This window comes from Flavobacterium cryoconiti (genome assembly GCF_048158645.1).
Lineage (GTDB): Bacteria > Bacteroidota > Bacteroidia > Flavobacteriales > Flavobacteriaceae > Flavobacterium > Flavobacterium cryoconiti.
On the sequence record NZ_JBLNKW010000002.1, the window covers coordinates 197,200 to 219,792 of the forward strand.

24 protein-coding genes are annotated in these 22,593 nt (G+C 33.4%); 21 read left to right on the forward strand and 3 right to left on the reverse strand.

Annotation, left to right across the window (positions count from 1 at the left end):
* Positions 1-45 precede the first annotated feature (45 nt).
* From ACM55H_RS03745 to ACM55H_RS03795, 11 genes are all read left to right on the forward strand, one after another.
* Positions 46-612: an anthranilate synthase component II gene (locus ACM55H_RS03745; RefSeq protein ID WP_416835235.1), complete on the forward strand. Its 567-nt coding sequence runs from the start codon at positions 46-48 to the stop codon at positions 610-612.
* 73 nt (positions 613-685) lie between these two features.
* On the forward strand, positions 686-1,093 hold the full coding sequence (locus ACM55H_RS03750; protein ID WP_416835236.1) for a GNAT family N-acetyltransferase: 408 nt from the start codon (positions 686-688) through the stop codon (positions 1,091-1,093).
* Between the two features lie 78 nt (positions 1,094-1,171).
* Entirely contained in the window at positions 1,172-2,164 is a 993-nt protein-coding gene (gene trpD, locus ACM55H_RS03755; RefSeq protein ID WP_416835237.1) for an anthranilate phosphoribosyltransferase, read from the forward strand.
* A gap of 13 nt (positions 2,165-2,177) precedes the next feature.
* Entirely contained in the window at positions 2,178-2,546 is a 369-nt protein-coding gene (locus tag ACM55H_RS03760) for a four helix bundle protein (RefSeq protein WP_416835238.1), read from the forward strand.
* Positions 2,547-2,604: 58 nt separating this feature from the next.
* Positions 2,605-3,390: an indole-3-glycerol phosphate synthase TrpC gene (trpC, locus tag ACM55H_RS03765; protein WP_416835239.1), complete on the forward strand. Its 786-nt coding sequence runs from the start codon at positions 2,605-2,607 to the stop codon at positions 3,388-3,390.
* Between the two features lie 134 nt (positions 3,391-3,524).
* On the forward strand, positions 3,525-4,166 hold the full coding sequence (locus tag ACM55H_RS03770; RefSeq protein WP_465245463.1) for a phosphoribosylanthranilate isomerase: 642 nt from the start codon (positions 3,525-3,527) through the stop codon (positions 4,164-4,166).
* 4 nt (positions 4,167-4,170) lie between these two features.
* Positions 4,171-5,352, forward strand: a complete 1,182-nt coding sequence (trpB, locus tag ACM55H_RS03775; protein WP_039109925.1) for a tryptophan synthase subunit beta — start codon at positions 4,171-4,173, stop codon at positions 5,350-5,352.
* 141 nt (positions 5,353-5,493) lie between these two features.
* Entirely contained in the window at positions 5,494-5,811 is a 318-nt protein-coding gene (locus tag ACM55H_RS03780; RefSeq protein ID WP_416835241.1) for a gamma-glutamylcyclotransferase family protein, read from the forward strand.
* A gap of 66 nt (positions 5,812-5,877) precedes the next feature.
* Positions 5,878-6,639: a tryptophan synthase subunit alpha gene (gene trpA, locus ACM55H_RS03785; protein ID WP_416835242.1), complete on the forward strand. Its 762-nt coding sequence runs from the start codon at positions 5,878-5,880 to the stop codon at positions 6,637-6,639.
* Between the two features lie 239 nt (positions 6,640-6,878).
* Entirely contained in the window at positions 6,879-7,400 is a 522-nt protein-coding gene (locus ACM55H_RS03790) for a DUF2199 domain-containing protein (RefSeq protein ID WP_416835243.1), read from the forward strand.
* Positions 7,401-7,981: 581 nt separating this feature from the next.
* A complete protein-coding gene (locus tag ACM55H_RS03795) occupies positions 7,982-8,497 on the forward strand; it encodes a GNAT family N-acetyltransferase (RefSeq protein ID WP_416835244.1) in 516 nt (171 codons plus the stop codon).
* 118 nt (positions 8,498-8,615) lie between these two features.
* Here the strand turns inward: ACM55H_RS03795 and ACM55H_RS03800 are convergent, their stop codons facing one another.
* Positions 8,616-9,173, reverse strand: a complete 558-nt coding sequence (locus ACM55H_RS03800; protein ID WP_315177322.1) for a DUF4494 domain-containing protein — start codon at positions 9,171-9,173, stop codon at positions 8,616-8,618.
* 252 nt (positions 9,174-9,425) lie between these two features.
* Here ACM55H_RS03800 and ACM55H_RS03805 point away from each other — a divergent pair, with 252 nt between their 5' ends.
* From ACM55H_RS03805 to ACM55H_RS03820, 4 genes are read left to right on the forward strand one after another with little or no spacing between them, the layout of a single operon-like run.
* Positions 9,426-10,058 (forward strand): TetR/AcrR family transcriptional regulator, encoded by a 633-nt coding sequence (locus tag ACM55H_RS03805; protein ID WP_416835245.1) that lies wholly within the window; start codon positions 9,426-9,428, stop codon positions 10,056-10,058.
* Positions 10,048-11,373, forward strand: a complete 1,326-nt coding sequence (locus ACM55H_RS03810; RefSeq protein ID WP_416835246.1) for a TolC family protein — start codon at positions 10,048-10,050, stop codon at positions 11,371-11,373. Before ACM55H_RS03805 ends, ACM55H_RS03810 begins: the two co-directional genes overlap by 11 nt.
* An 11-nt stretch (positions 11,374-11,384) precedes the next feature.
* On the forward strand, positions 11,385-12,464 hold the full coding sequence (locus ACM55H_RS03815) for an HlyD family secretion protein (RefSeq protein WP_039109666.1): 1,080 nt from the start codon (positions 11,385-11,387) through the stop codon (positions 12,462-12,464).
* A gap of 1 nt (position 12,465) precedes the next feature.
* Positions 12,466-14,052, forward strand: a complete 1,587-nt coding sequence (locus ACM55H_RS03820; protein WP_416835247.1) for a DHA2 family efflux MFS transporter permease subunit — start codon at positions 12,466-12,468, stop codon at positions 14,050-14,052.
* Positions 14,053-14,175: 123 nt separating this feature from the next.
* Here the strand turns inward: ACM55H_RS03820 and yaaA are convergent, their stop codons facing one another.
* Positions 14,176-14,934, reverse strand: a complete 759-nt coding sequence (gene yaaA / locus ACM55H_RS03825; protein ID WP_416835248.1) for a peroxide stress protein YaaA — start codon at positions 14,932-14,934, stop codon at positions 14,176-14,178.
* A gap of 173 nt (positions 14,935-15,107) precedes the next feature.
* Here yaaA and ACM55H_RS03830 point away from each other — a divergent pair, with 173 nt between their 5' ends.
* The 3 genes from ACM55H_RS03830 to ACM55H_RS03840 all read left to right on the forward strand — a co-directional run bounded on the left by ACM55H_RS03830 (position 15,108) and on the right by ACM55H_RS03840 (position 17,493).
* Positions 15,108-15,635 carry a GNAT family N-acetyltransferase gene (locus ACM55H_RS03830; protein ID WP_416835249.1) on the forward strand — a complete coding sequence of 176 codons (528 nt, stop codon included), beginning with the start codon at positions 15,108-15,110 and terminating at the stop codon, positions 15,633-15,635.
* Positions 15,636-15,802: 167 nt separating this feature from the next.
* The gene (locus tag ACM55H_RS03835; RefSeq protein ID WP_416835250.1) at positions 15,803-17,053 is read left to right on the forward strand and encodes an ATP-binding cassette domain-containing protein; all 1,251 of its coding nucleotides are present in this window, start codon (positions 15,803-15,805) and stop codon (positions 17,051-17,053) included.
* Between the two features lie 59 nt (positions 17,054-17,112).
* Positions 17,113-17,493, forward strand: a complete 381-nt coding sequence (locus ACM55H_RS03840) for an iron chaperone (RefSeq protein WP_416835251.1) — start codon at positions 17,113-17,115, stop codon at positions 17,491-17,493.
* Here the strand turns inward: ACM55H_RS03840 and ACM55H_RS03845 are convergent.
* Positions 17,490-19,022 (reverse strand): SulP family inorganic anion transporter, encoded by a 1,533-nt coding sequence (locus ACM55H_RS03845; RefSeq protein WP_416835252.1) that lies wholly within the window; start codon positions 19,020-19,022, stop codon positions 17,490-17,492. The genes ACM55H_RS03840 and ACM55H_RS03845 overlap by 4 nt on opposite strands.
* Positions 19,023-19,274: 252 nt before the next feature.
* Between ACM55H_RS03845 and ACM55H_RS03850 the strand changes: the two genes are divergently transcribed.
* The 3 genes from ACM55H_RS03850 (at position 19,275) to ACM55H_RS03860 (ending at position 22,454) form a co-directional block, all read left to right on the forward strand.
* Positions 19,275-20,696: an adenosine deaminase gene (locus ACM55H_RS03850; protein WP_416835253.1), complete on the forward strand. Its 1,422-nt coding sequence runs from the start codon at positions 19,275-19,277 to the stop codon at positions 20,694-20,696.
* A 293-nt stretch (positions 20,697-20,989) separates the two neighbouring features.
* On the forward strand, positions 20,990-21,718 hold the full coding sequence (locus tag ACM55H_RS03855) for a transglutaminase-like domain-containing protein (RefSeq protein ID WP_416835254.1): 729 nt from the start codon (positions 20,990-20,992) through the stop codon (positions 21,716-21,718).
* A 157-nt stretch (positions 21,719-21,875) separates the two neighbouring features.
* Positions 21,876-22,454: a DUF6680 family protein gene (locus ACM55H_RS03860; RefSeq protein ID WP_416835255.1), complete on the forward strand. Its 579-nt coding sequence runs from the start codon at positions 21,876-21,878 to the stop codon at positions 22,452-22,454.
* Positions 22,455-22,593: the final 139 nt, after the last annotated feature.

Genomic DNA, 22,593 nt, shown 5'->3' on the forward strand with positions numbered 1-22,593 from the left:
ACCCCAATAGGTACTCCCCTCCTTCGGAGGGGTTGGGGGAGGAAAATGAAAAAAATACTAGTCATAGACAATTACGATAGTTTCACTTATAATTTGGTGCATTATCTTGAAGATTTAGATTGCGAAGTAACCGTTTATAGAAACGATGAATTTGATATTGATGAAATTGCAGTTTTTGATAAAATTCTACTTTCTCCCGGACCCGGGATTCCAGATGAAGCGGGATTATTGAAAGAAGTCATTCAAAAATACGGACCAACAAAAAGTATCTTTGGTGTATGCTTAGGACAACAAGCAATAGGCGAAGTTTATGGAGGAACGCTTTCAAATTTAGATAAAGTATATCATGGTGTAGCAACGATGGTAAAAACGGTCGTGGATGATGAGCTTTTATTCGAAGGATTAGGAAATGAATTTGAAGTAGGACGTTATCATTCTTGGGTGGTTGACGCCAATTTGCCAGATGTTCTGGAAGCGACTTCATTTGATGAAAATGGGCAGGTGATGTCGTTGCGACACAAAACGTACGATGTGCGCGGTGTACAATTTCATCCGGAAAGTGTGTTGACTCCAAACGGGAAAAAGATATTAGAAAATTGGATAAAATCGTAGAGACGTTGCAGTGCAACGTCTGAACATAGTGCAATGCCTGTACACAATTGTATTTTTCAATAAAAAAAACAAAATGACAATTATAATTTCCGAGACAAAAGATTTAAAAATTGAAGATATACTAGCGCTTTATAAAGCAAATGAATGGAGTTCAGCCGACAAACCAGAACAATTGTTTAATGGTCTTTTGAATTCGGATACTTTAATTACTGCTTGGGAAAATAAAAAATTAGTTGGACTGGGAAATGCTATTTCTGATGGATATTTAGTGGTTTATTACCCACATCTGTTAGTTCATCCAGACTATCAAGGAAAAGGAATTGGCAAAATGATTTTTGATAAAATGCAAGAGAAATATAGTAGCTTTCACATGCAAATGCTAACAGCAGATGGAAAAGCGATCGATTTCTATAAAAAAAATGGTTTTGAACGTGCAGGACAAACAGAACCGATGTGGATTTATAAAGGAAGTGAGCATTAATTTTAGGGCTTCATTATCAGTTATAGTAAAATAAAAAATATTGTCTTTGAGCCTTTGTGGCAAAAACAACTTAAAAAAATGAAAAATATATTAAACAGACTGATCAATCACGAAATGCTTTCGCAAGAAGAAGCAAAAAACGTATTGGTAAATATTTCCAACGGAAGTTATAACACCAGTCAGATTGCTTCTTTTCTGACCGTTTATATGATGCGAAGCATCAGTATAGAAGAGCTTGCCGGTTTTCGGGAAGCGTTGTTGGAACTGTGTATCCGTGTGGATTTATCAGCCTATAATACCATCGATTTGTGCGGAACGGGTGGTGATGGAAAAGACACCTTCAATATTTCAACCTTGGCTTCATTTGTGGCTGCGGGAGCAGGAATAAAAGTGGCAAAACACGGGAATTATGGGGTTTCTTCTATTTCCGGCTCTAGTAATGTAATGGAAAAAATGGGAATCAAGTTCAGTAATGACACTGATTTTCTGGAGAAATGCATCGATAAAGCAGGAATTTGTGTTTTACACGCACCGTTATTTCACCCCGCTATGAAAAATGTAGGACCAATTCGAAAAGAATTAGCTGTGAAAACTTTTTTCAATATGTTGGGACCAATGGTTAATCCATCCTTTCCAAAAAATCAATTGGTCGGTGTTTTCAATTTAGAAATGGCCAGAATGTATGCCTATTTGTATCAAAATACGGATGTGAATTTCACCATCTTACATTCGCTTGACGGTTATGACGAAGTTTCATTGACAGGACCTACAAAAACGATTACCAGTTCAATGGAAGGAATGTTAAATCCAGAAGATTTTGGTGTTCGTCTTTTATTGCAAAACGAAATCGAAGGTGGAAAAACTATCGAAGAATCCGCTCAAATATTTACTGATATCATTTCTGGAAAAGGAACCGAAGCTCAGAATAATGTGGTTTGCGCCAATGCTGCAATGGCAATTGCAACCGTTACAAAATGTTCTCCTTTAGAAGGATTTCAAATAGCAAAAGAAAGTTTATTTTCTGGTAAAGGACTTGTAGCTTTGAAGAAATTGAAAAATTTAAGCATTTAAAGATTTAAAGATTATGACAAAATCGTTTGAAGAGTTTGATGTTTATAAAAAAGGGGTTGTATTAGCAAAATTAATTTTTGAATTATTAAATACTAAAATCTTTGAAAAAGAATTTGGTTTTAAAGATCAAATAAAAAGAGCAGTTATTTCAATAACCAATAATATTGCCGAAGGTTCGGAATATAACAACAACAAACAACTCATTAGATATTTGAAAATCTCAAAGGGAAGTTGCGCAGAAGTTAGAAGTATGTTAATATTATCTCGGGAACTTGGCTTTTGTTCTCAAACAGAAATTGAAGAAAGCTATAAAATAAGTATAGAGATATCTCAAAACTTATCCAATTTTATTAAATACTTAAGTACTAAAATCAAAGACTAATTTTATTCAGATTGGAATTTTTCAATCTTTAAATTTTTCAATCTTTAAATTAAAATAAATGAACATACTCGATAAAATTATAGTTGACAAAAAAAGAGAAGTCATTCTCAAAAAATCCATCATTCCCGTTTCGCAATTGGAAGCTTCCGTTTTCTTTGAAAAAAAGACTATTTCTTTGAGCGATAATTTAAGAAACAGCACATCAGGAATTATTGCTGAACATAAACGTCGTTCGCCTTCCAAAGCAGAAATAAATTATAGCTTTACGGTGGAAGAAGTAACCAAAGGATATGAAAATGCTGGTGCTTGTGGAATTTCAGTATTGACGGATGGAAAATATTTTGGTGGTTCGTTAGATGATTTACTTTTGGCAAGAGCCACAGTCAAGATTCCATTATTGAGAAAAGAATTCATTGTTGATGAATATCAAATCTTAGAAGCCAAAGCATATGGAGCTGATTTAATTTTGTTAATTGCTGCGGTTTTAACGAGAGACGAAATCAAATCATTATCTGAATTTGCTAAAAATTTAGGATTGGAAGTTTTATTGGAAGTTCACAATCAGGAAGAACTGGAAAAATCGATTATGCCAACATTAGATATGATTGGTGTGAACAATAGAAACTTAAAAACATTCGAGGTAAGTCTGGATTTCAGCAAACAATTAGCAGCTCAAATCCCAGATGACTTTGTAAAAGTTTCTGAAAGCGGCATTTCATCCGTTGAAGCGATTAATGAATTAAAGCCATACGGATATAAAGGATTTTTAATTGGAGAAAACTTTATGAAAACAGATAATGCAGGTAAAGCAGCAACGGAATTTATTTCAAAATTAAAAATTTAAAACTAGCCACGAATTTCACAAATTAACACGAATTCAATTGGTGAAAATTTGTAAAATTCGTGGCAAAAAACTGGATGAAAAAAGACACTGACAATCAAGATACTTCGACTCCCTTCCCTTCGGGGAGGGCTGGGGTGGGGATCAAAATCTGTGGCATGAAATATCCCGATAATATACTCGAAGTAGGTTCGCTCCTGCCCGATTATATGGGCTTTATATTCTGGGAGAAATCAGCTCGGTATTTTGAGGATAGTATTCCGGATTTACCAAAATCGATTAAAAAAGTGGGCGTTTTTGTAAATGCCACACAAAATGAAATTCTTGAAAAAATAGTAAAATACGATTTGCAAGCCGTTCAATTGCACGGACAGGAATCGGTAGAATTTTGTTTAGATTTGAAAAATAAAATGGATAATTCAATTGAAATCATAAAAGTATTCTCTGTTGATGATTCTTTTGATTTTGATGTGCTGAAACCCTTTGAGGCCGTTTGTGATTATTTCCTTTTTGATACCAAAGGAAAATTACCCGGCGGAAACGGAACCACATTCGATTGGAAAGTATTAGAAAAATATCCTTCAAGCAAACCATTTTTCTTGAGTGGAGGAATCGGAATTAATGAAATGGACGCCGTAAATGAAATTTTAAAAACCAATTTACCCATTTACGCCATTGATGTAAACAGTAAATTTGAAATAGAACCCGGATTAAAAAACATACAATTATGTAGAGACGTTGCAATGCAACGTCTCTACCCAAAAAATAAAAAAAAATAAAATTATGTCATACAACGTCAACGAAAAAGGCTATTACGGAGAATTTGGAGGTGCCTTCATTCCTGAAATGTTATATCCAAATGTGGAAGAATTACGTCAAAATTATTTAAAAATAACAGCCGAACCAGAATTTCAGGCTGAATTTGATGCCTTGCTTAAAGATTATGTAGGTCGCCCTACGCCTCTTTATTTTGCAAAACGACTATCCGAACAATACAACACTAAAATCTACTTAAAAAGAGAAGATTTATGTCACACTGGTGCGCACAAAGTGAACAATACGATTGGACAAATTTTATTAGCCAAACGTTTGGGTAAAAAACGAATCATTGCAGAAACGGGCGCGGGTCAGCATGGCGTTGCAACAGCAACTGTTTGTGCGTTAATGGGACTGGAATGCATCGTTTATATGGGAGAAATCGACATCAAACGTCAGGCGCCAAATGTAGCTCGTATGAAAATGTTGGGTGCCGAAGTGCGTCCGGCGCTTTCGGGTTCAAGAACGTTAAAAGATGCCACTAACGAAGCAATTCGCGACTGGATTAACAATCCTGTAGACACATATTATATCATTGGATCTGTCGTGGGTCCACATCCTTATCCGGATATGGTGGCACGTTTCCAAAGTGTTATTTCTAAGGAAATCAAAGAACAATTATTAGAAAAAGAAGGCCGTGAAAATCCTGATTATGTGATTGCCTGTGTAGGCGGCGGTAGCAATGCTGCCGGAGCCTATTATCATTTTCTGGATAATGAAGACGTGAATATTATTGCGGTCGAAGCAGCGGGTTTAGGAGTCGATTCAGGCGAAAGTGCCGCTACATCGGCATTAGGGAAAGTAGGCGTTATTCACGGCAGTAAAACCCTGTTGATGCAAACTCCTGATGGTCAAATCACCGAGCCGTATTCCATTTCGGCAGGACTGGATTATCCGGGTGTAGGTCCTATGCACGCTAATTTATTCGCTACTGGCAGAGCACAATTCATCTCCATTACGGATGACCAAGCCATGCAATGGGGATTAAAACTATCTAAAATGGAAGGACTTATTCCTGCTATCGAAAGTGCGCATGCCTTTGCCGTTCTGGACGAAATGAAATTCAAGCCAGAGGACATCGTAGTCATCAATCTTTCCGGTCGCGGTGACAAAGATTTGAATACGTATATCGATTATTTTAAATTATAACAGAAGAATAATTTGGGCGTTACCCTCCCAAAAAAAGTCGGGTCGGGCTGTACACTATATCTTTTTTGTGGTAGAAAAAACCACAAAAAAGGATGCCGTTCCTATCCCTAACGCAAATAAATAACGAGAAAAAATAGTATTATGGAACATATATTCTCTTACGGAACATTACAGTCTAAAGAAATTCAAATACAGGTTTTTAACAAGCTATTGACTGGAACACTAGACCAACTCAAAGGCTATAAACTAAAAGATCTAAAAATAGAAGAAGAATTTGGAATGGCAGATTATTTTGTAGCAATACCAAGCGAAAATCCTTCGGATGAAATAAATGGTATTGTTTTTACTGTTTCCAGTGAAGATCTGACTAAAGCAGATCAATTCGAATCTAATGCGTATAAAAGAGTTCAAATAACATTGAAATCCGGAATAGTTGCATGGATTTATCTGCAAAATTAATAATTGTAAATATAAAAACATGCACCTACAAGGTTTTGAAAACCTATTAGGACAAAAAATAAAACAATGAACAGAATAAATCAAAAATTACAAGAAGACAAAAAGATACTTTCCATTTATTTCTCTGCGGGATATCCTAACTTAAATGATACCGTACAAATCATTCAGGATTTAGAAAAAAGCGGTATCGATATGATTGAAATCGGATTGCCGTTTAGCGATCCATTGGCCGATGGTCCTACGATTCAAGCTAGTTCCACTCAAGCGTTGCATAACGGAATGACAACTCAAGTTTTGTTTGACCAACTAAAAGACATTCGTAAATCAGTTTCTATTCCTTTAGTGATTATGGGCTATTTCAACCCAATGTTGCAATACGGTGTGGAGAACTTCTGCAAGAAATGTGCGGAGATTGGCATCGACGGATTAATTATTCCTGATCTTCCGGTTGATGTCTATGCCGATGAATACAAAGCTACTTTCGAAAAATACGGATTGAAGAATATATTCTTGATTACGCCACAAACTTCTGACGAGCGCATTCGTTTTATTGACAGCGTTTCTGATGGATTTATTTATATGGTAAGTTCGGCAAGTGTTACGGGTTCGCAATCTGGTTTTGGAAGCGTTCAAGAAGAGTATTTCAAACGCATTGCAGGAATGAATCTAAAAAATCCTCAAGTAATTGGCTTTGGAATCAACAATGCAGAAACCTTTAATCAAGCTACGCAATTTGCCAAAGGAGCAATTATAGGAAGTGCTTTCATTACGCATTTAACCGAAAACGGAACAGGAAAAATTTCAGAATTTGTAAAAGCGATTCGATAAACAACTTATTTTATATAATATCAAACGGCGTTTAAAATTGATTTAAACGCCGTTTTTTTATGCTCATATTTTATAAAACACTAAATTATTTGTAAGTAATTATTCATATATTAGCAAAAGAAAAAAATGACATTTGTCATACAAAGCACCAAAATTTGGGGTGATAGGTCTGATTTTGTCAGACATATATAAAAATTGGTGATAATGTTACACTAAATTGGAGAAAATAAGAACTAAATATGTCCAAAAATATTAAATACATATGTGAATGTTGTGGAGAAGAACACGAAGAATGGCCTTCTTTGGCGTATTCCTCACCTACTCACTATAATAATTTAACAGAAGAAGAAAAACAAACAATTGCAGAATTAACTTCTGACTTTTGTGTAATAAATTATGCTGACCAAACTGACAAATTTATTCGTTGTACTTTAACACAAAAAGTAATTGACCATTGTGAAAATTTGGAATATGGACTTTGGGTTTCATTAAGTGACAAAAGTTTTGAAGATTATTCAGAAAACTTTAATAATGAGAATCATGAAACAAAATATTTTGGTTGGTTAAGTAACTATCCGCCAGATTATGAAAACACAACAAATATTCCCACAACAATTTATACGAGAAAAGGAAATTCCAGAGCTGAAATAATTCCAAATAATGATTTTGAACATCAATTCGTAAAAGATTATCATAATGGAATTACAAAGGAAGAAGCAGAAAGAAGAATAAATCAAATGCTAAAATCCATTGAAAAATAATTGTCAAAAAACAAACGTGAAAATAAACTTTAAACTTTTAGCAATTATTTTAACTCTAGAAATTCTTTACTTTTATGTAATGCGTTTTGCTTTGATTCTCCATTTCTTTCTATATTTTGGTTCTGGAGCTGGTTCTGAAAGTCAAATTGCAATTACATCAGAAAAAATAGCAACCATTATCTTTATTCTACCGCCTATAATTTTTAATTTATATAAAATTTACAAATTAAAAAAAGAAAAAAAAATTAAAGACCTTAATAGTTATTTGGTTTCATTAATAATATATTGCATATTCATAACATATCAAATTAATAATGAATATATAAGTCTCTAAAAAACACTCCCCCCCTGCTAGCGCTAGCGTTCCGCTCGTGCCTATTACAAATTTATAGTTATTTTTGTTAGTGTTCACGAGCGGGACACTCGCGCTAGCAATAACAGCATAAACAACAAACACTTCTACTCAGCAACATATTCTTCTAAAAAATAAATACATTCCACAATACGGATTGTTCAAAATTTAAAGTATGTTTTGTACTTTTAAAGCCTATTCGTTAATCGAAAAAATTTAAATTACAAGAATGAATTATCACTTTAGAAAAGCGGAACTATCTGAAATAGCTCCAATATGGGAAATTTTACAACAAGCTATCCTACGAAGAAAAGAAGACGGGAGCAATCAATGGCAAGACGGTTATCCAAATCCAGAAGTCGTACAAAAAGATATTGAAAAAGGGGAAGGATTTGTTTTGGTTGATGGAGAAACTATCATCGGTTATAGTGCGGTACTAATCAATGACGAACCTGCCTATGAGAAAATTGAAGGAAAGTGGCTAACGAATGGTGATTTTGTAGTATTGCACCGAGTAGCCATTTCTGAAAAGTATTTGGGTAAAGGCTTGGCCAAAATGATTCTCAAATACATAGAAGATTTTGCGCTAAGCAATAACATCTACAGCATAAAAGCAGACACCAATTTTGACAACATCGCCATGATGAAAATTTTTGAAAGTTCGGGTTATACGTACTGTGGCGAAGTATATTTTAGAGGAAGTTCCAGAAAAGCATATGAAAAAGTCTTAGCTAAACAGGACTAATTGAGATTATAAAAAACTTGGGTTAAAATTAAAAAACCGCAAATTCGCAAATAAAAACAGCTAGCAACTGTTTCGATACTTTGCGAATTTGCGGTGAATTTTTTTAAAATAACTTATTTTAAACTGCAGCTTCTTCTTCTGGAGCTGTTTCAAATTCCATATGATCCACTATTTCCACTGCCGCTTCCGGTTTAGAACCTTTCAGCGCATTGAATCGTTCTAATTGTTCCAGTTCTCCTTCTTCCCCACTGAAATAAGGAAAAACATCCATAATAGGAGATTCCGAAATTGCTGGTATGGTATAGTCGCCCATAGTGCCTTTCATTACGCTGGTGGTGTTATCATACGCCTCTTTTACATCATTGGCTTGCACCAATAAATACATATTGGTTTTGCGTTCCTTACCGCTTTCTTCGTCATACGCCAATAAGGAAACTTTAGATCTAAACCAACGATCTGCATTTTCAAAAGGATGAATCTCAGCATAATTGGCTACTTTTATATTCGTGATTTTGAATTCTTCACTGATATACGCCGACATCTCTTCATTAATTCTGCTTTCTGCTTCTGTGTAGGATAACGCGTCTACCAAGTACGGTTCTGTCGTAATCTTTTGTCCGCCAGTTTCATCTGTTTTTCTATATTTTACTTTGCATTCATACCAAATTGTGCTCATCTCTTTTTTTTAAGGATGTCAAAGATAGATTTTAGAGGTAAAAAAAATCATCATTCCTAAAATAGATATTCACAATTTTGAAAGGAGTGCAATATTGATTTTTTTATTAAGTTCTCATTTCATTAAAATTTCTTTTTCGACGCATTTTTAACATAATACAATCAATTTTATTATGTTAAAATTATGTTAAAATAAAATTAAACAACTGTTTAAATTAAACACTTGTTTAATTTTGTTCAATATTTAAAATGTATGGGATCAAATACTGATTTTAACGAGAAACAAATCAAAATTCTTCAGGTGGCCGAAACGCTGTTTGCTGAAAAAGGTTTTGATGGTACCTCAATCAGAAACATCTCAAAAGAAGCAAAAATAAATATCGCAATGGTTTCCTATTATTTTGGATCCAAAGAGCGTTTATTGGAATCATTAATTTTATACAGAACTTCCGATTTAAAAACCCAATTAGATACATTAATGCAAGAAAAGCTCGAACCTATTGAGAAAATTAATAAGTTAATCGAGCTGTATATTAATAGAATCAATTGTAATAAAGGAATTTATAGAATATTACATTTTGAATTTGCCACAAACAAACGAGATTTGAATTTTCAATCCTTTACTGAATTAAAAAAAGGAAATCTAAAATCCCTTGAAGCTATAATCGAAGAAGGTCAATCAAAGGGCGTTTTTAGAAAAGACATTATCATTCCGCTGATAACTCCAACAATTCTTGGTACTTTTTTTCATTTTCACATGAACAAACCGTTCTTTGAAAATTTACTAAATTTGAAAACCGAAGACTTATATAATAATTACATAAAAACCAATTTGACAAAGCACATTCAACAAACTATAAAAGCCCTTCTAATATATGAAAGTTAGTCAATTAATGCTCTTTGGGATTTTCTTTATAGGAATTTCTTCAGTAGAAGCTCAAGAAAAAACGAGTCTTACTCTCGATGAAGCCATTCATATGGCTTGGTTAAAAAGTAATGAAATTAGTTTAGCCAATACCAAAGTGGCTACTAAAAAATACGAATTACAATCGGTAAAGAACAGTCAATATCCTGATTTAAAAGTTTCAGGACAATATCAAAGATTGGCAAAAGCTTCTATAAACCTAAAAGTAAATAAAAGTAGCAGCTCTGAGCCGATGCCAGTTGTAGATCAATTGATGATTGGTCAGGTAAATGCAAACGTACCGGTTTTTGCAGGTTTTAAAATTCAAAACAGTATAAAAGTTTCTGAGAATTTGTATCAGGCTGAAAATGCAACAGCTTCGCAAACAAAGGAAGAAATTGCAATGAAAGTAATCAATAGCTATGCTAATTTATACAAATCGCAGAAAACTATTGAACTGCTCAAAGAAAATCAAAAAAGTGCACAACAACGTGTCGTTGATTTTAGCGATTTGGAGAAAAATGGCGTAATTCCTAGAAATGATTTACTAAAATCACAATTACAAGTTTCAAAAATTCAATTGTCAATAGACGAAGAAAATAACAATTTGAATATTGTAAATTTTTATTTGGTTACACTTTTAAAATTACCGGTTGAAACTAAATTAGAAATTAGAGAAAGTGATTTTGCTAATTTTCAAATGGACAACATCCCAACTAATGATGAGCCCGCATTACAAAATCGTAAAGATTTAGAAGCGATTCGATTTCAGGAAAAAGCAAGCAAGGCTAATATCAAAATGGCAAAAAGCGCCTATTATCCGGCTATTTCCCTTATTGGCGGTTATACGGCATTAGACTTAAAAAATGTAGTGACAGTTCAAAACGCAATGAATTTTGGTGTTGGAATTTCTTATGACATCAGCTCTATCCTTAAAAACGGGACTATGGTAAAACTAGCCGAGAGCAGATCATTAGAAGTACAAAATTCGCAAGCCGTACTTACTGATTATATCAAAATGCAAGTTCAAAAAGCAATAGAAGACTACGAATTAGCATTAAAACAAAATGAAGTTTATGTTCAAGCTGTAGAACAATCTACAGAAAATTACAGAATCATAAAAGACAAGTACGACAACGGACTTTCGGATACTAATGATTTACTTGAAGCCGATGTAGAACAATTGGGATCAAAAATTAATAAAGCATTAGCTAAAGCAAATATTATACAGAAATACTACGAATTACTTTCTGTTACCGGACAATTATCACAATCTTTCAATCTTTCAAAAATATAATCAGCAATCACATGGAAAAGAAAAAAACAAATAAAAAATTTATTATTATCCTAGTGGCTTTGATCGTATTAGGCGGAACTTATGGAACTTATAAATACATGCACTCGTTATCACATGAGCAGACTGATGATGCTCAAATCGAGAAAAATATGAATCCAATTATCCCTAAAGTTTCTGGATATGTAGATAAAGTATACATTAAAGACAATGATTTTGTAAAAAAAGGCGATACACTTTTTACAATCGACAAGAGAGATTACCAATTAAAAATTGATGAAGCAAGTGCTGCGTTACTGGCTGCAGAAGGAAATTTTGAAGTTTCAAAAGCAGATATTGGAAGTGCTTTGGCAAACATTTCTGTTTCTGATGCTAATGTACAATCAGCAGGAGGAAATATCGAAACTGCAAAAATTAGATTAGGCAGAATCACCAGTGATTACAATCGTTATGAAAATTTATATAAAAATCATTCGATTACTAAACAACAATATGAGCAAGCTTTAGCAGCAAAACAAGAAGCGGAAAGTCAAATTCGTATTTTGCAACAACAAGAAAAAGCAAGTTCGTATCAAAAATCAGTTATTGTAGCTAAGTCAAAAGTTTCCGATAAACAAACTGAAGTGGCTGCTGCCAATATCAAAAGAGCAAAAGCGATGCTGGATGCTGCAAATCTGAATTTATCGTACACTGTAATAACTGCAGCTATAGATGGTCAGGTTTCAAAAATTGATATTCAACCGGGACAATTGGTTCAACCGGGACAATCCTTGTTTTATATTATCAATAATTCTAATGCTTGGGTAATTGCTAATTTCAAAGAAACACAATTGAACAAAATGATTATTGGACAAAAAGTAACTATCAAAGTAGATGCTTATCCCGATTATGATTTTGAAGGTACATTAACTTCATTTTCTCCTGCAACCGGCTCTCGTTTTTCTATACTACCTCCGGATAATGCTACTGGTAACTTTGTAAAAACCATTCAAAGATTACCTGTTAAAATCAGTTTGAACACCTCTAATGATGTTGAAAAAATAAAATTATTACGACCAGGAATGAATGTTGATGTTGACGTACATGTAAACTAAAATGGCACAAGCAAGAGTAGAAGATGATTTAGTAGAATATGGTTACAGGCGCGTTCTGATTACGATTACAGCAGTACTATGTGCACTGCTTGAAATTGTAGACACTACAATTGTCAATGTAGCATTAACGAACATGAGAGGTAGTCTTGGAGCAACATTAAATGATGTCGCTTGGGTTATTACTGCTTATGCTATCGCAAATGTTATTGTAATACCAATGACGAGCTGGCTTTCCCAACAATTTGGAAGACGAAATTACTTTGTGGTTTCTATTATTATTTTTACAGTTTCCTCCTTTTTGTGTGGTAATGCTAATAATATATGGGAACTTATCATTTTTCGGTTTATTCAAGGACTTGGTGGTGGTGCATTATTAGTTACAGCACAAACTATTATAACCGAGAGTTATCCTGTTGCAAAACGTGGAATGGCTCAGGCTATTTATGGAATGGGCGTAATTGTAGGACCTACTTTGGGCCCGCCATTAGGAGGTTATCTAGTTGATAATTTTTCTTGGCCTTATATATTTTACATCAATATTCCACTTGGTATTATTGCTACTATTCTAGCATTGAGCTTTGTAAGAAGCCCTAAATTTGGTGAAAAACTAAAAGCAAAACAGGTCGATTGGTTGGGAATTTTCCTTTTGACCGCTTTCATTGGTTCATTACAATTTGTTTTAGAACATGGGCAACAAGATGACTGGTTCAATGATAAAGTAATTATATTTTTGAGTGTTGTATCCGTTTTTGGCTTGATTTTGTTTATATGGAGAGAGTTAACCTATAAACATCCTATTGTAAACTTGAGCGTTTTAAAAGACGGAAATCTACGAATTGGAACCTTAATGTGTTTCATTTTAGGGTTTGGACTTTATGGTTCAACTCTAATCATCCCAATTTACACACAATCCATTTTAGGATGGACTGCTACTGATGCTGGTTTATTACTTATTCCTGGTTCCATCACCACCGCTATTATGATGCCAATTATTGGTAAATTAATTCAAAGAGGTGTTCCCCAAGGTTATATGGTGGGTATAGGATTTTTGATTTTCTTTTTCTTTACGCTGATGATGCACAATAGCATGACACCAAATACTGGAGTGGAACATCTTTATTGGGGCTTGATTTTAAGAGGAATCGGATTGGGATTGCTTTTTGTACCTATAACAACTTTATCGCTTTCAACCTTGAAAGGGAAAAATATTGGTGAAGGAGCTGCCTTTACCGGAATGATGCGACAATTGGGAGGTTCTTTTGGAATTGCCATTATTACTACTTTCATCACTAGATTCAGTCAAGAACATAGAGTAAATTTAGTTTCGCATTTAGACGGAAGCAGATTAGAAGTACAACAACGCGTAATGATGTTGCAGAAGGGTTTTATGTCAAAGGGATTTACCAGTAATGAATCTCTGAAAAAAGCATACCAAGTGATTGATTATTCAGTCATGAAACAAAGTACCGTTTTATCTTATATGGATATTTTTCTTTACCTCGGAATCATGTTTTTATGTTGTATTCCTATAATCTTTTTAATTAAAAAAGGAAAAAACAAAATTAATCCTGCAGATGCGATGCATTAGATTTTTGATTGCAGATTAACGATTTTAGATTTTAGATTTCGTGTTGATAAATACGAGATATCTACTTTAAGAGGTTTAAAACTTCTGCAATCAAAAATCGTTAATCAACAATCTGAAATCATTTTATCGAGTGAAAACCAAATGATTTCCTTTTGATAAATTAGCATCAAATTGATAGCCTTCATAATTGAATCCTTTTAAATCATCAATTGTTTTTGCATTGGTATCAATGATATAACGCACCATCATTCCTCTCGCTTTCTTGGCAAAGAAACTGATAATTTTAAGTTTTCCATTTTTATAATCTTTGAATTCTGGTGTGATTACAGGAACTTTTAACGCTTTGACATCAATCACTGAAAAGTATTCGGTACTGGCTAAATTGATAAACAATTCACCTTTTTTAAGCTCTTTATTCAATGCTTTTGTAACCGTTGCTTTCCAAAATTCATATAAATTTTTGCTTTCGCCAATGGGTAATTTTGTTCCCATTTCCAATCGATAGGCTTGCATTAAATCCAATGGTTTCAATAAGCCATACAAACCAGATAATATTCTCAAACTATCTTGCAACGTTTCTAATTTTTCTATTGGAATCGAATAGGCATCTAATCCGGTATATACATCTCCGTCAAAAGTAAAAACTGCAGGACGTGCATTTCCAGTTGTAAAAGGTGTTTTCCATTCTTGGTTGCGTTTCCAGTTTAAATCAGCGAGTTTATCCGAAATACTCATTAAATCGGACAACTGGGCAGGTTTTTTTTCTTTTAAAACTTTATGAACTTGTCTCGATTCTTTTAAAAAATGGGGTTCCGTGTGAAGCGGAGTAGGTAACTCTTTTTCAAAATTTAAGGATTTTGCAGGCGATATAACAATTTTCATATACTATACTCTTTCAAGTTCTTTTATTAATTGTTTCAAAAGTACAAATTGAAAACAACAAAGTTAGAATCTATGAATTGATTTCTTGAATAGTATAATAGAAAATGAAAATTGTTACCAAAATTATTTGTTATTTTTGAGTTTTAAAAGAACCTAAAAGACCATTTACTATTATGAATCCAATAGAAATTAGAAAAGCCACACTATCTGATCTTGAAGCAATACAAAAGATAAGCACCCAAACTTTTATAGAAACTTTTGCCGCTGTAAACACTCCTGAAAATATTGCTAATTATGTAAAAGATAGTTTTAATTCACAACAATTAACTGCTGAATTAAACAATGTGAATTCCCAGTTTTATCTGGCTACTTCTGACAACGAAATCCTTGGTTATTTGAAAATAAATTTTGGCGATGCCCAAACTGAAATGATAAATAAAAATGCTTTGGAAGTGCATCGAATTTATGTTTCACAAGCTTTTCACGGAAAAAATGTAGGCCAATTATTGATTGATGAAGTAAAAAAAATGGCATTACAAACTGGTGTAGATTACATTTGGCTTGGTGTCTGGGAAGAAAATCACAGAGCGCTTAGATTCTATACTAAAAATGGGTTTGTTGAATTTGACAAACATGTTTTCACATTAGGAAATGAACAACAAACCGACTTATTGATGCAATTTGTAATAAATAAAGAATAGTAATGAGCCGTAACTTCAATTTTAGTTCTTCTAAAATTTAAAAAAAATCAAACTGATTTGAATTATACTGAAAGTGGCAGTATATAAAAGCTGTAAAACTTGTGTTTAAAAAAGTATACGTTTATTTTTGCTAATGCAGCTTAGCACATCAAATTACATATTTTAAAATGCTTAAAAACACACATTGGGATATTCTGTTATCCAATCAGGTAAACAAAAAAGACTTTATTGAAACCTTGATTTCAGGAGAAGCCAAGGGAGAATTAACTGTTTTTAATGAACTGAAGGGAATGCTTTTTTCTGATATTGCTATTGAAAAATTCATCGAAAAAGAATACCAATACGATACTGTTGAAGCGGCTCCAGAATCAAACCGAAAATTACGCACTTTTTCATCTGGCGAACAAAAAAAGGAGTTTTTACGCTATTGCATCAATCAAAATCCGGATTATATCATTTTTGACAATCCCTTTGATCATTTAGACCAATCCTCACGAGTGACTTTACTCGATTCACTCGAAAAATTATCAGCTTCGGTTCGCATCATTCAACTGGTCAATCGTACTGCTGATTTACTTCCTTTTATTCGAAACAAAGCCCAGATAATTGATAATTCTTTTGTTTTAAACAACATTAACACCACTGAAGCCTATCTAAAAAAAGACACACCTACTTTAATTCCAAAACCTTTAGAATCTTTTGATTACAAAGAAAGTATCCTGATAAAAATGAATGGGGTTTCCGTAAGCTATGACGAAAGAAAAATTGTAGACACTATTTCATGGACCATCAAACAAGGCGAATTTTGGCAACTTATTGGTCCAAACGGTTCTGGAAAAAGTACGCTCTTATCCATGATTACAGGAGATAATCCAAAAGGATACGGACAAGAATTATACCTTTTTGGAAGAAAAAAAGGAAGTGGCGAAAGTATATGGGAAATTAAGAAACAAATTGGTATTTTCTCCACGGCAATGACGAATCTATTCAAAAAGAATCATAGTTTAGAGCAAATGATTCTATCTGGATTTTTTGATTCTATCGGATTATATACTGAACCAACTACATTACAAAAACAAATTGTAGCCCAATGGCTTGAAGTAATACAGATGGGCCATCTAAAAAAGAAAACGTTCCATCAACTTTCTATTGGTCAACAAAGAGTAGCAATGATTGTTCGTGCAGTTCTCAAACACCCGCCATTAGTCATTCTAGACGAACCTGTGGAGGGTTTAGATGATGAAAATGTAGCCTTGGTAATACAACTCATCAATGTATTAATGCAAGAAACTAAAATGACTATCATATATGTTTCCCATCGAATAGAACCGATGCTCGCCCCTACTTCTGTTTTTGAATTAATCCCAACGGCAACAGGATCTATTGGTAAAATAAAATTTCATTCGGAACCAAATTAAAACAGCAAATACTAATTTTCACACTAATTGATTTTTCTTTAATTTAATGATAAAATCGTATGAGTAAATCTACTGATACTAACAGCATTGCTATTGACAAATACTTGGAATCACTTCCGAATGAGCAGAGAATTGTACTTAAAAAACTAAGACAAACCATAAAAGAAATTGTTCCCGAAGCCCAAGAAGTAATTAGTTACCAAATGCCTGCTTATAAATACCACGGAATGTTAGTGGGTTTTGCAGCTTTTAAAAATCATTGCAGTTTTTTTCCTTGGAACTCAAAAACAGTTGAACAATTCAAAGAAGAATTAAAAGATTTTAGTGTATCAAAAGGAACCATACGTTTTACACCAGAAAAACCAATTCCTGATGCACTTTTAAAAAAAATTATTGAAGCAAGAATGAATGACAATTTAAGCAAATCCAAAAAACCTTAGTCAATCGCTATTTTATAGGTTGGATCTTCCAGAATATTGACGTCTATAATCTTATCTGCATTTTTTAGCAATGTTCTACAATCAGCGCTTAAATGTTGCAAATGAACTGTTTTATTGAGTTTAGCATACCGTTCAGTGATTTTATTTACGGCATCAATTGCACTCATATCCGTAATTTTGCTTTCTCTAAAATCAATGATTATTTCTTTTGGATCATTTGAAACATCAAATTTTTCAGCAAATGCCGTTGTTGATCCAAAAAATAAAGGCCCATATATTTCATAATGCTTCACCCCTTTTTCGTCAATATATTTTTTGGCACGAATTCTTTTGGCACTTTCCCAAGCAAAAACCAAGGCAGAAATAATGACTCCGATTAAAACGGCCAAAGCCAAATTGTGCAGCAAAATGGTAATTAATGCGACTACCACGCCAACAAAAATATCGTGTTTGGGCATTTTATTGATGATGCGGAAACTAGCCCATTCAAACGTTCCAATAGCTACCATAATCATAACGCCAACCAAAGCTGCTATAGGTAATTGCTCAATTATTGGAGCTCCAAATAAAATAATCATCAGTATTGTCAACGCAGCAATGATACCTGATAAACGGGCTCTGGAGCCTGCCGAAAGGTTCACCAACGTTTGTGCAATCATAGGACAACCACCCATTCCGAAGAAAAAACCATTTAAAATATTGGCACTTCCTTGTGCAATGCATTCTCTATTTCCGTTCCCTTTTGTTTCCGTGATTTCATCGACTAAATTCAAAGTCAATAAACCTTCGGTTAATCCAACGGAAGCCATAATTAAAGCATACGGAAATATAATTTGCAAAGTTGCTAAATTCACTGGGATTTTCGGAATGTGAAAGGGTGGAAAACCACCGCTTACTGAAGCAATATCTTTGACTGTTTTGGTTTCGATAGCAAAGAAAAAAACCAAAGAAAAAACAACTATAATCGCTACTAATGAAGCAGGAACAGCTTTAGTAACTTTAGGGAAAAACAGTACAATTGCAATTGTCAAAGCAACCAAACCCAGCATAATAAACATGGGACTACCAGAAAGCCACTCACTTTGCCCATTGACAATAGTTTTAAATTGTTCCATTTGTGACATAAAAATGACTATCGCCAATCCATTGACAAAACCAAACATTACTGGTTGTGGTACCAAACGGATAAATTTACCGAGTTTAAAAATACCAACAAAAATTTGCAAAATCCCAGCCAAGGCAACTGCTGCAAAAACATATTCTAAGCCATTTGATTTCATCAGAGCAATTAAAACAATCACCGTTGCACCTGCTCCTCCGGAAACCATTCCAGGTCTTCCACCAAATATCGCAGTAATCAAACCCATAATAAAAGCGGCATATAAACCGGTCAAAGGCGGAAAACCTGCCAGTATAGCAAAAGAAAGTGACTCAGGAATCATGGTCATAGCGACTGTTAATCCTGCTAAAATTTCTGTTTTATAATTGACTTTTTGCGTGAAATCGAAAAAATTAAAATACTGTTTCATCTTTTTTATGTAGCTATTTGAAAAACAACAACGCTTCGAAAGAGTAGAAAATTCGAAAAGAAGTCAATAAAACAATACGCAATTGGAAAAATTAAGATTTAAAAATAATAGAAAAAGAGGCAATAATTCCCTTTTTAATAAGAGCAGTAAAAGTAAAACTTTTTAGGCGTTGCACAAAACAGAAAATGGAATTGCTTAAATTTGGCAAAAAAACACCTAAAACCTGTTTTTATTTCGATAAAAAATTACACTATGAAATTATTTTTTACTTTTCTTTTTTCAATACTATTGAATGTTGGTTACGCACAATCAACCAATGAATATTTAGAAAAAATTAGAAATAATGAAGCTGAATTAACCGCTTTCTTTTCTCAAATGCCAAAAGGAGGCGATTTACACCACCACTACTCCGGATCGATTTATGCGGAACCTTTATTGGAACATGCTATTTCCGAAGATTTTTATCTGAATACTGAAACCATGCAAGTACAGAAAGAAAAACCGTCTACTGGAAACTGGGAACAATTTTCAACGTTAAAAAACCGTGGAGAATTAGATGTATTCAAGCAAAAAATTATGCAAAAATGGTCTGTAAAAGATTACAATCATGTGGATTATCCTTCGGACAAGTTGTTTTTTGAATCGTTTATGAAGTTTGAACCAGCAATCAGAGGTAATTTTGGACAAGGAATATTGGAACTAAAAAACAGAGCCATTACTGAGAATGTCAGTTATATTGAAACACAATTATCTACGATTCCTTGTGCTATGAACACGGATAATTTGACACAATTCAATACTCGATTGCGACAATTGGCAAAAGTAAAAGATGAAAAAGCAATTATAAAATCACTGGATTCTGTTTACAATGCATTATTACAAAAGGATGCTACATCTTACGCCACTGATTTCAATACAAATTTTATAGCCAAACTTCACAATGACCTTAAAATTGATGATGCCCGTTTCACGATGCGCTATCAAAATTTTGTATTGCGTTTCATGGAACCTGTAGATTTATTTAAAAATCTGGTAATTGCATTTATTTCGGCTGATAGCAGTCCACTTATGGCGGGCGTAAACATTGTTTCTCCTGAAGATGGCGAAACATCCATGAAAGATTATTGGTTGCACATGGTCATGTTCAAATATTGCCATTCCCGTTATCCAAATGTAAAATACACGCTCCATGCCGGTGAACTTACGCTGGGATTAGTGCAACCGGAAGACTTGACTTGGCATATTAATGCTGCAGTAAATATTGCTGGAGCAAATCGTATTGGTCATGGTGTGGACATGGCATATGAGCAAAATTCATATGATTTATTACGCTATATGGCTAAAAAAACAATTCCAATCGAAATAAATTTAGTCAGTAATGAGTTCATTTTAAAAGTAAAAGAAAACCGCCATCCGTTGACATTGTACAAAGAATTTGGCGTTCCTATTGTCATCAGTACAGATGATGCTGGAATATTAAGAACCAATATGACTGAGCAATATGTACTATTAGCCAAAAGATACAAAGATATAACTTACGCTGACATTAAACAGTTTGTTTACAATAGCATCAATTATAGTTTTATAAAAGATATTTCCGTAAAAAAACAATTGCTTAAAAATCTCGACTCTCGATTCAAAACTTTCGAAGCAAATTATCCTCTAAAAAAATAACCATTCGAACACGTTGAAAATATTTTTTAAAATAAATTAATATAAAAGTCCCATTTGGGGCTTTTTTATTGCAGTTAAACGGTTTTTCAAAAATAATAAAACTTCTAATTTTTAATTTTAATATATTTGACACTACCTACTTAATTATTAAATCGTTACGCCCTTAAAAATCATTTATACATTAGCATTTCTTGATTTAAATTGTTTATTAACAGGATAAATTATTGCACATGAATAAATCTTTAATTTGGTATTTAAGGAGACACCCTCTACTATATAAAATCCGATTTAGATTGCTATCTAAAAACGCATCTAAGAATCGGATTGAAAGTTTTTGTTACAATCACATCAATAAAACTGCCGATATTCCTCAAATCTATTTTGAGTTAAACCCATTCATTTTTGAAAAAACTAAAGTCGCATTAAGTGATCTTGACAAGGCAAAACAAATAGCTATTTGGCTCAGAAATAATTGCAAAGGCGGGCCGGGATTGGGAAAATCATCCACATTGGTATTAAAAAAAATGATTGGCGGCGAAGGAGGTGTTTGCAGTGATTTTTCGCAAGTATTCAATAATTTTTGTGTCATAAATGATTTAAAAGTTAAAGAATGGGGATTGAAAATACAGTCAAATGATCCCTGCATCAAAGGTGGACATGCTTTTAATGAAATTTATTCCAAAGAATTTCAAAAATGGATCTTAATAGATGTCGCTAAATCAATACTTTTTCATCCTATAAATCCAACAGTTCCATTGTCAGTTTTTGATTTGATCCAATCAAAAAAGGAAAACAAGGAAATCTATTTTTCGAGTTTTAACGAAAAAAATACGATGGACAGTAAAAGAATAACTGCCTTATATTTAACTTCAAATTCTTCGCCTTTTGTAATCACCAATTATTGCAACAAAACGTATGACTCTTGTTTAGACACATTAAAATTTCTTCCGGAGTCCTTTATTCATGGATTACTGTTCCTAATTGGGAAAAGTTATGTTTTTGAGTTTCCAAAATATAAATAGATTTCCAAAACATAAATTTGGCTATATTTGAGAAATGAATACTGATGTTTGTCAGACATAGCAGCCCAATTTAGTGTGAATAAGTCAGATGCTATCATACATATATACAAGTTGTGCGCAACCTTAACCAAAACGAAACTTAAAAACAGAAATTTATATGACAAAAGCAGTAGAAGCAGTGATGACAGCAAAAGATTATTTTGAGATTGTATTTTGGATTGTTAGTTTATTGATATTATGCGTAACGGCTTTAGCGGTTTATTTTGCTCCTTTAAAAGCCGTGGAAATAGGAAGGAAACTAAACGATGAACAAAACCAACAGAAAGTAAAAAGCGATTTATTCTTGACTCTTTTTTCTTTACGAGGTAGCCCAGTGGCACACACTTTTGTAAACGCTTTAAATCAGATTGACATTGTATTTCAAGATCAGCCAAAAGTTTTAATAGCATGGGGAAAGTATTATGACTCACTACACCAAAAAAATCTATCCAACCAGGATGAAACTTGGAGTTTACTTCGTACTGAATTACTTTCTGAAATGGCTCATTCTCTTGGTTATGAAAAACTGAAACAGGCTGACATTCTGAAAAATTATTATCCCGAAGGTCACTTAAATCAAAGCAGGGAAGATATTGAATATAATCAGGCTTCAAAACGTTTTTTTGAGACAGGGAGCGATTTGCATGAAATATTGATTGAAAACGCAAATCGGAATCTAATAAACCAGACGCAATAAATATTAAAATCAGACTCAAGAACAATTGGGAGGACTTGTTGGCGTAAAAAAAGTACAAATTTCTAAACTGGAAAACAGTACTAATAGTGCAACAATAGAGTCAACCCACAAAAAAAGCCCCAAATCTGGGGCTTTTCGT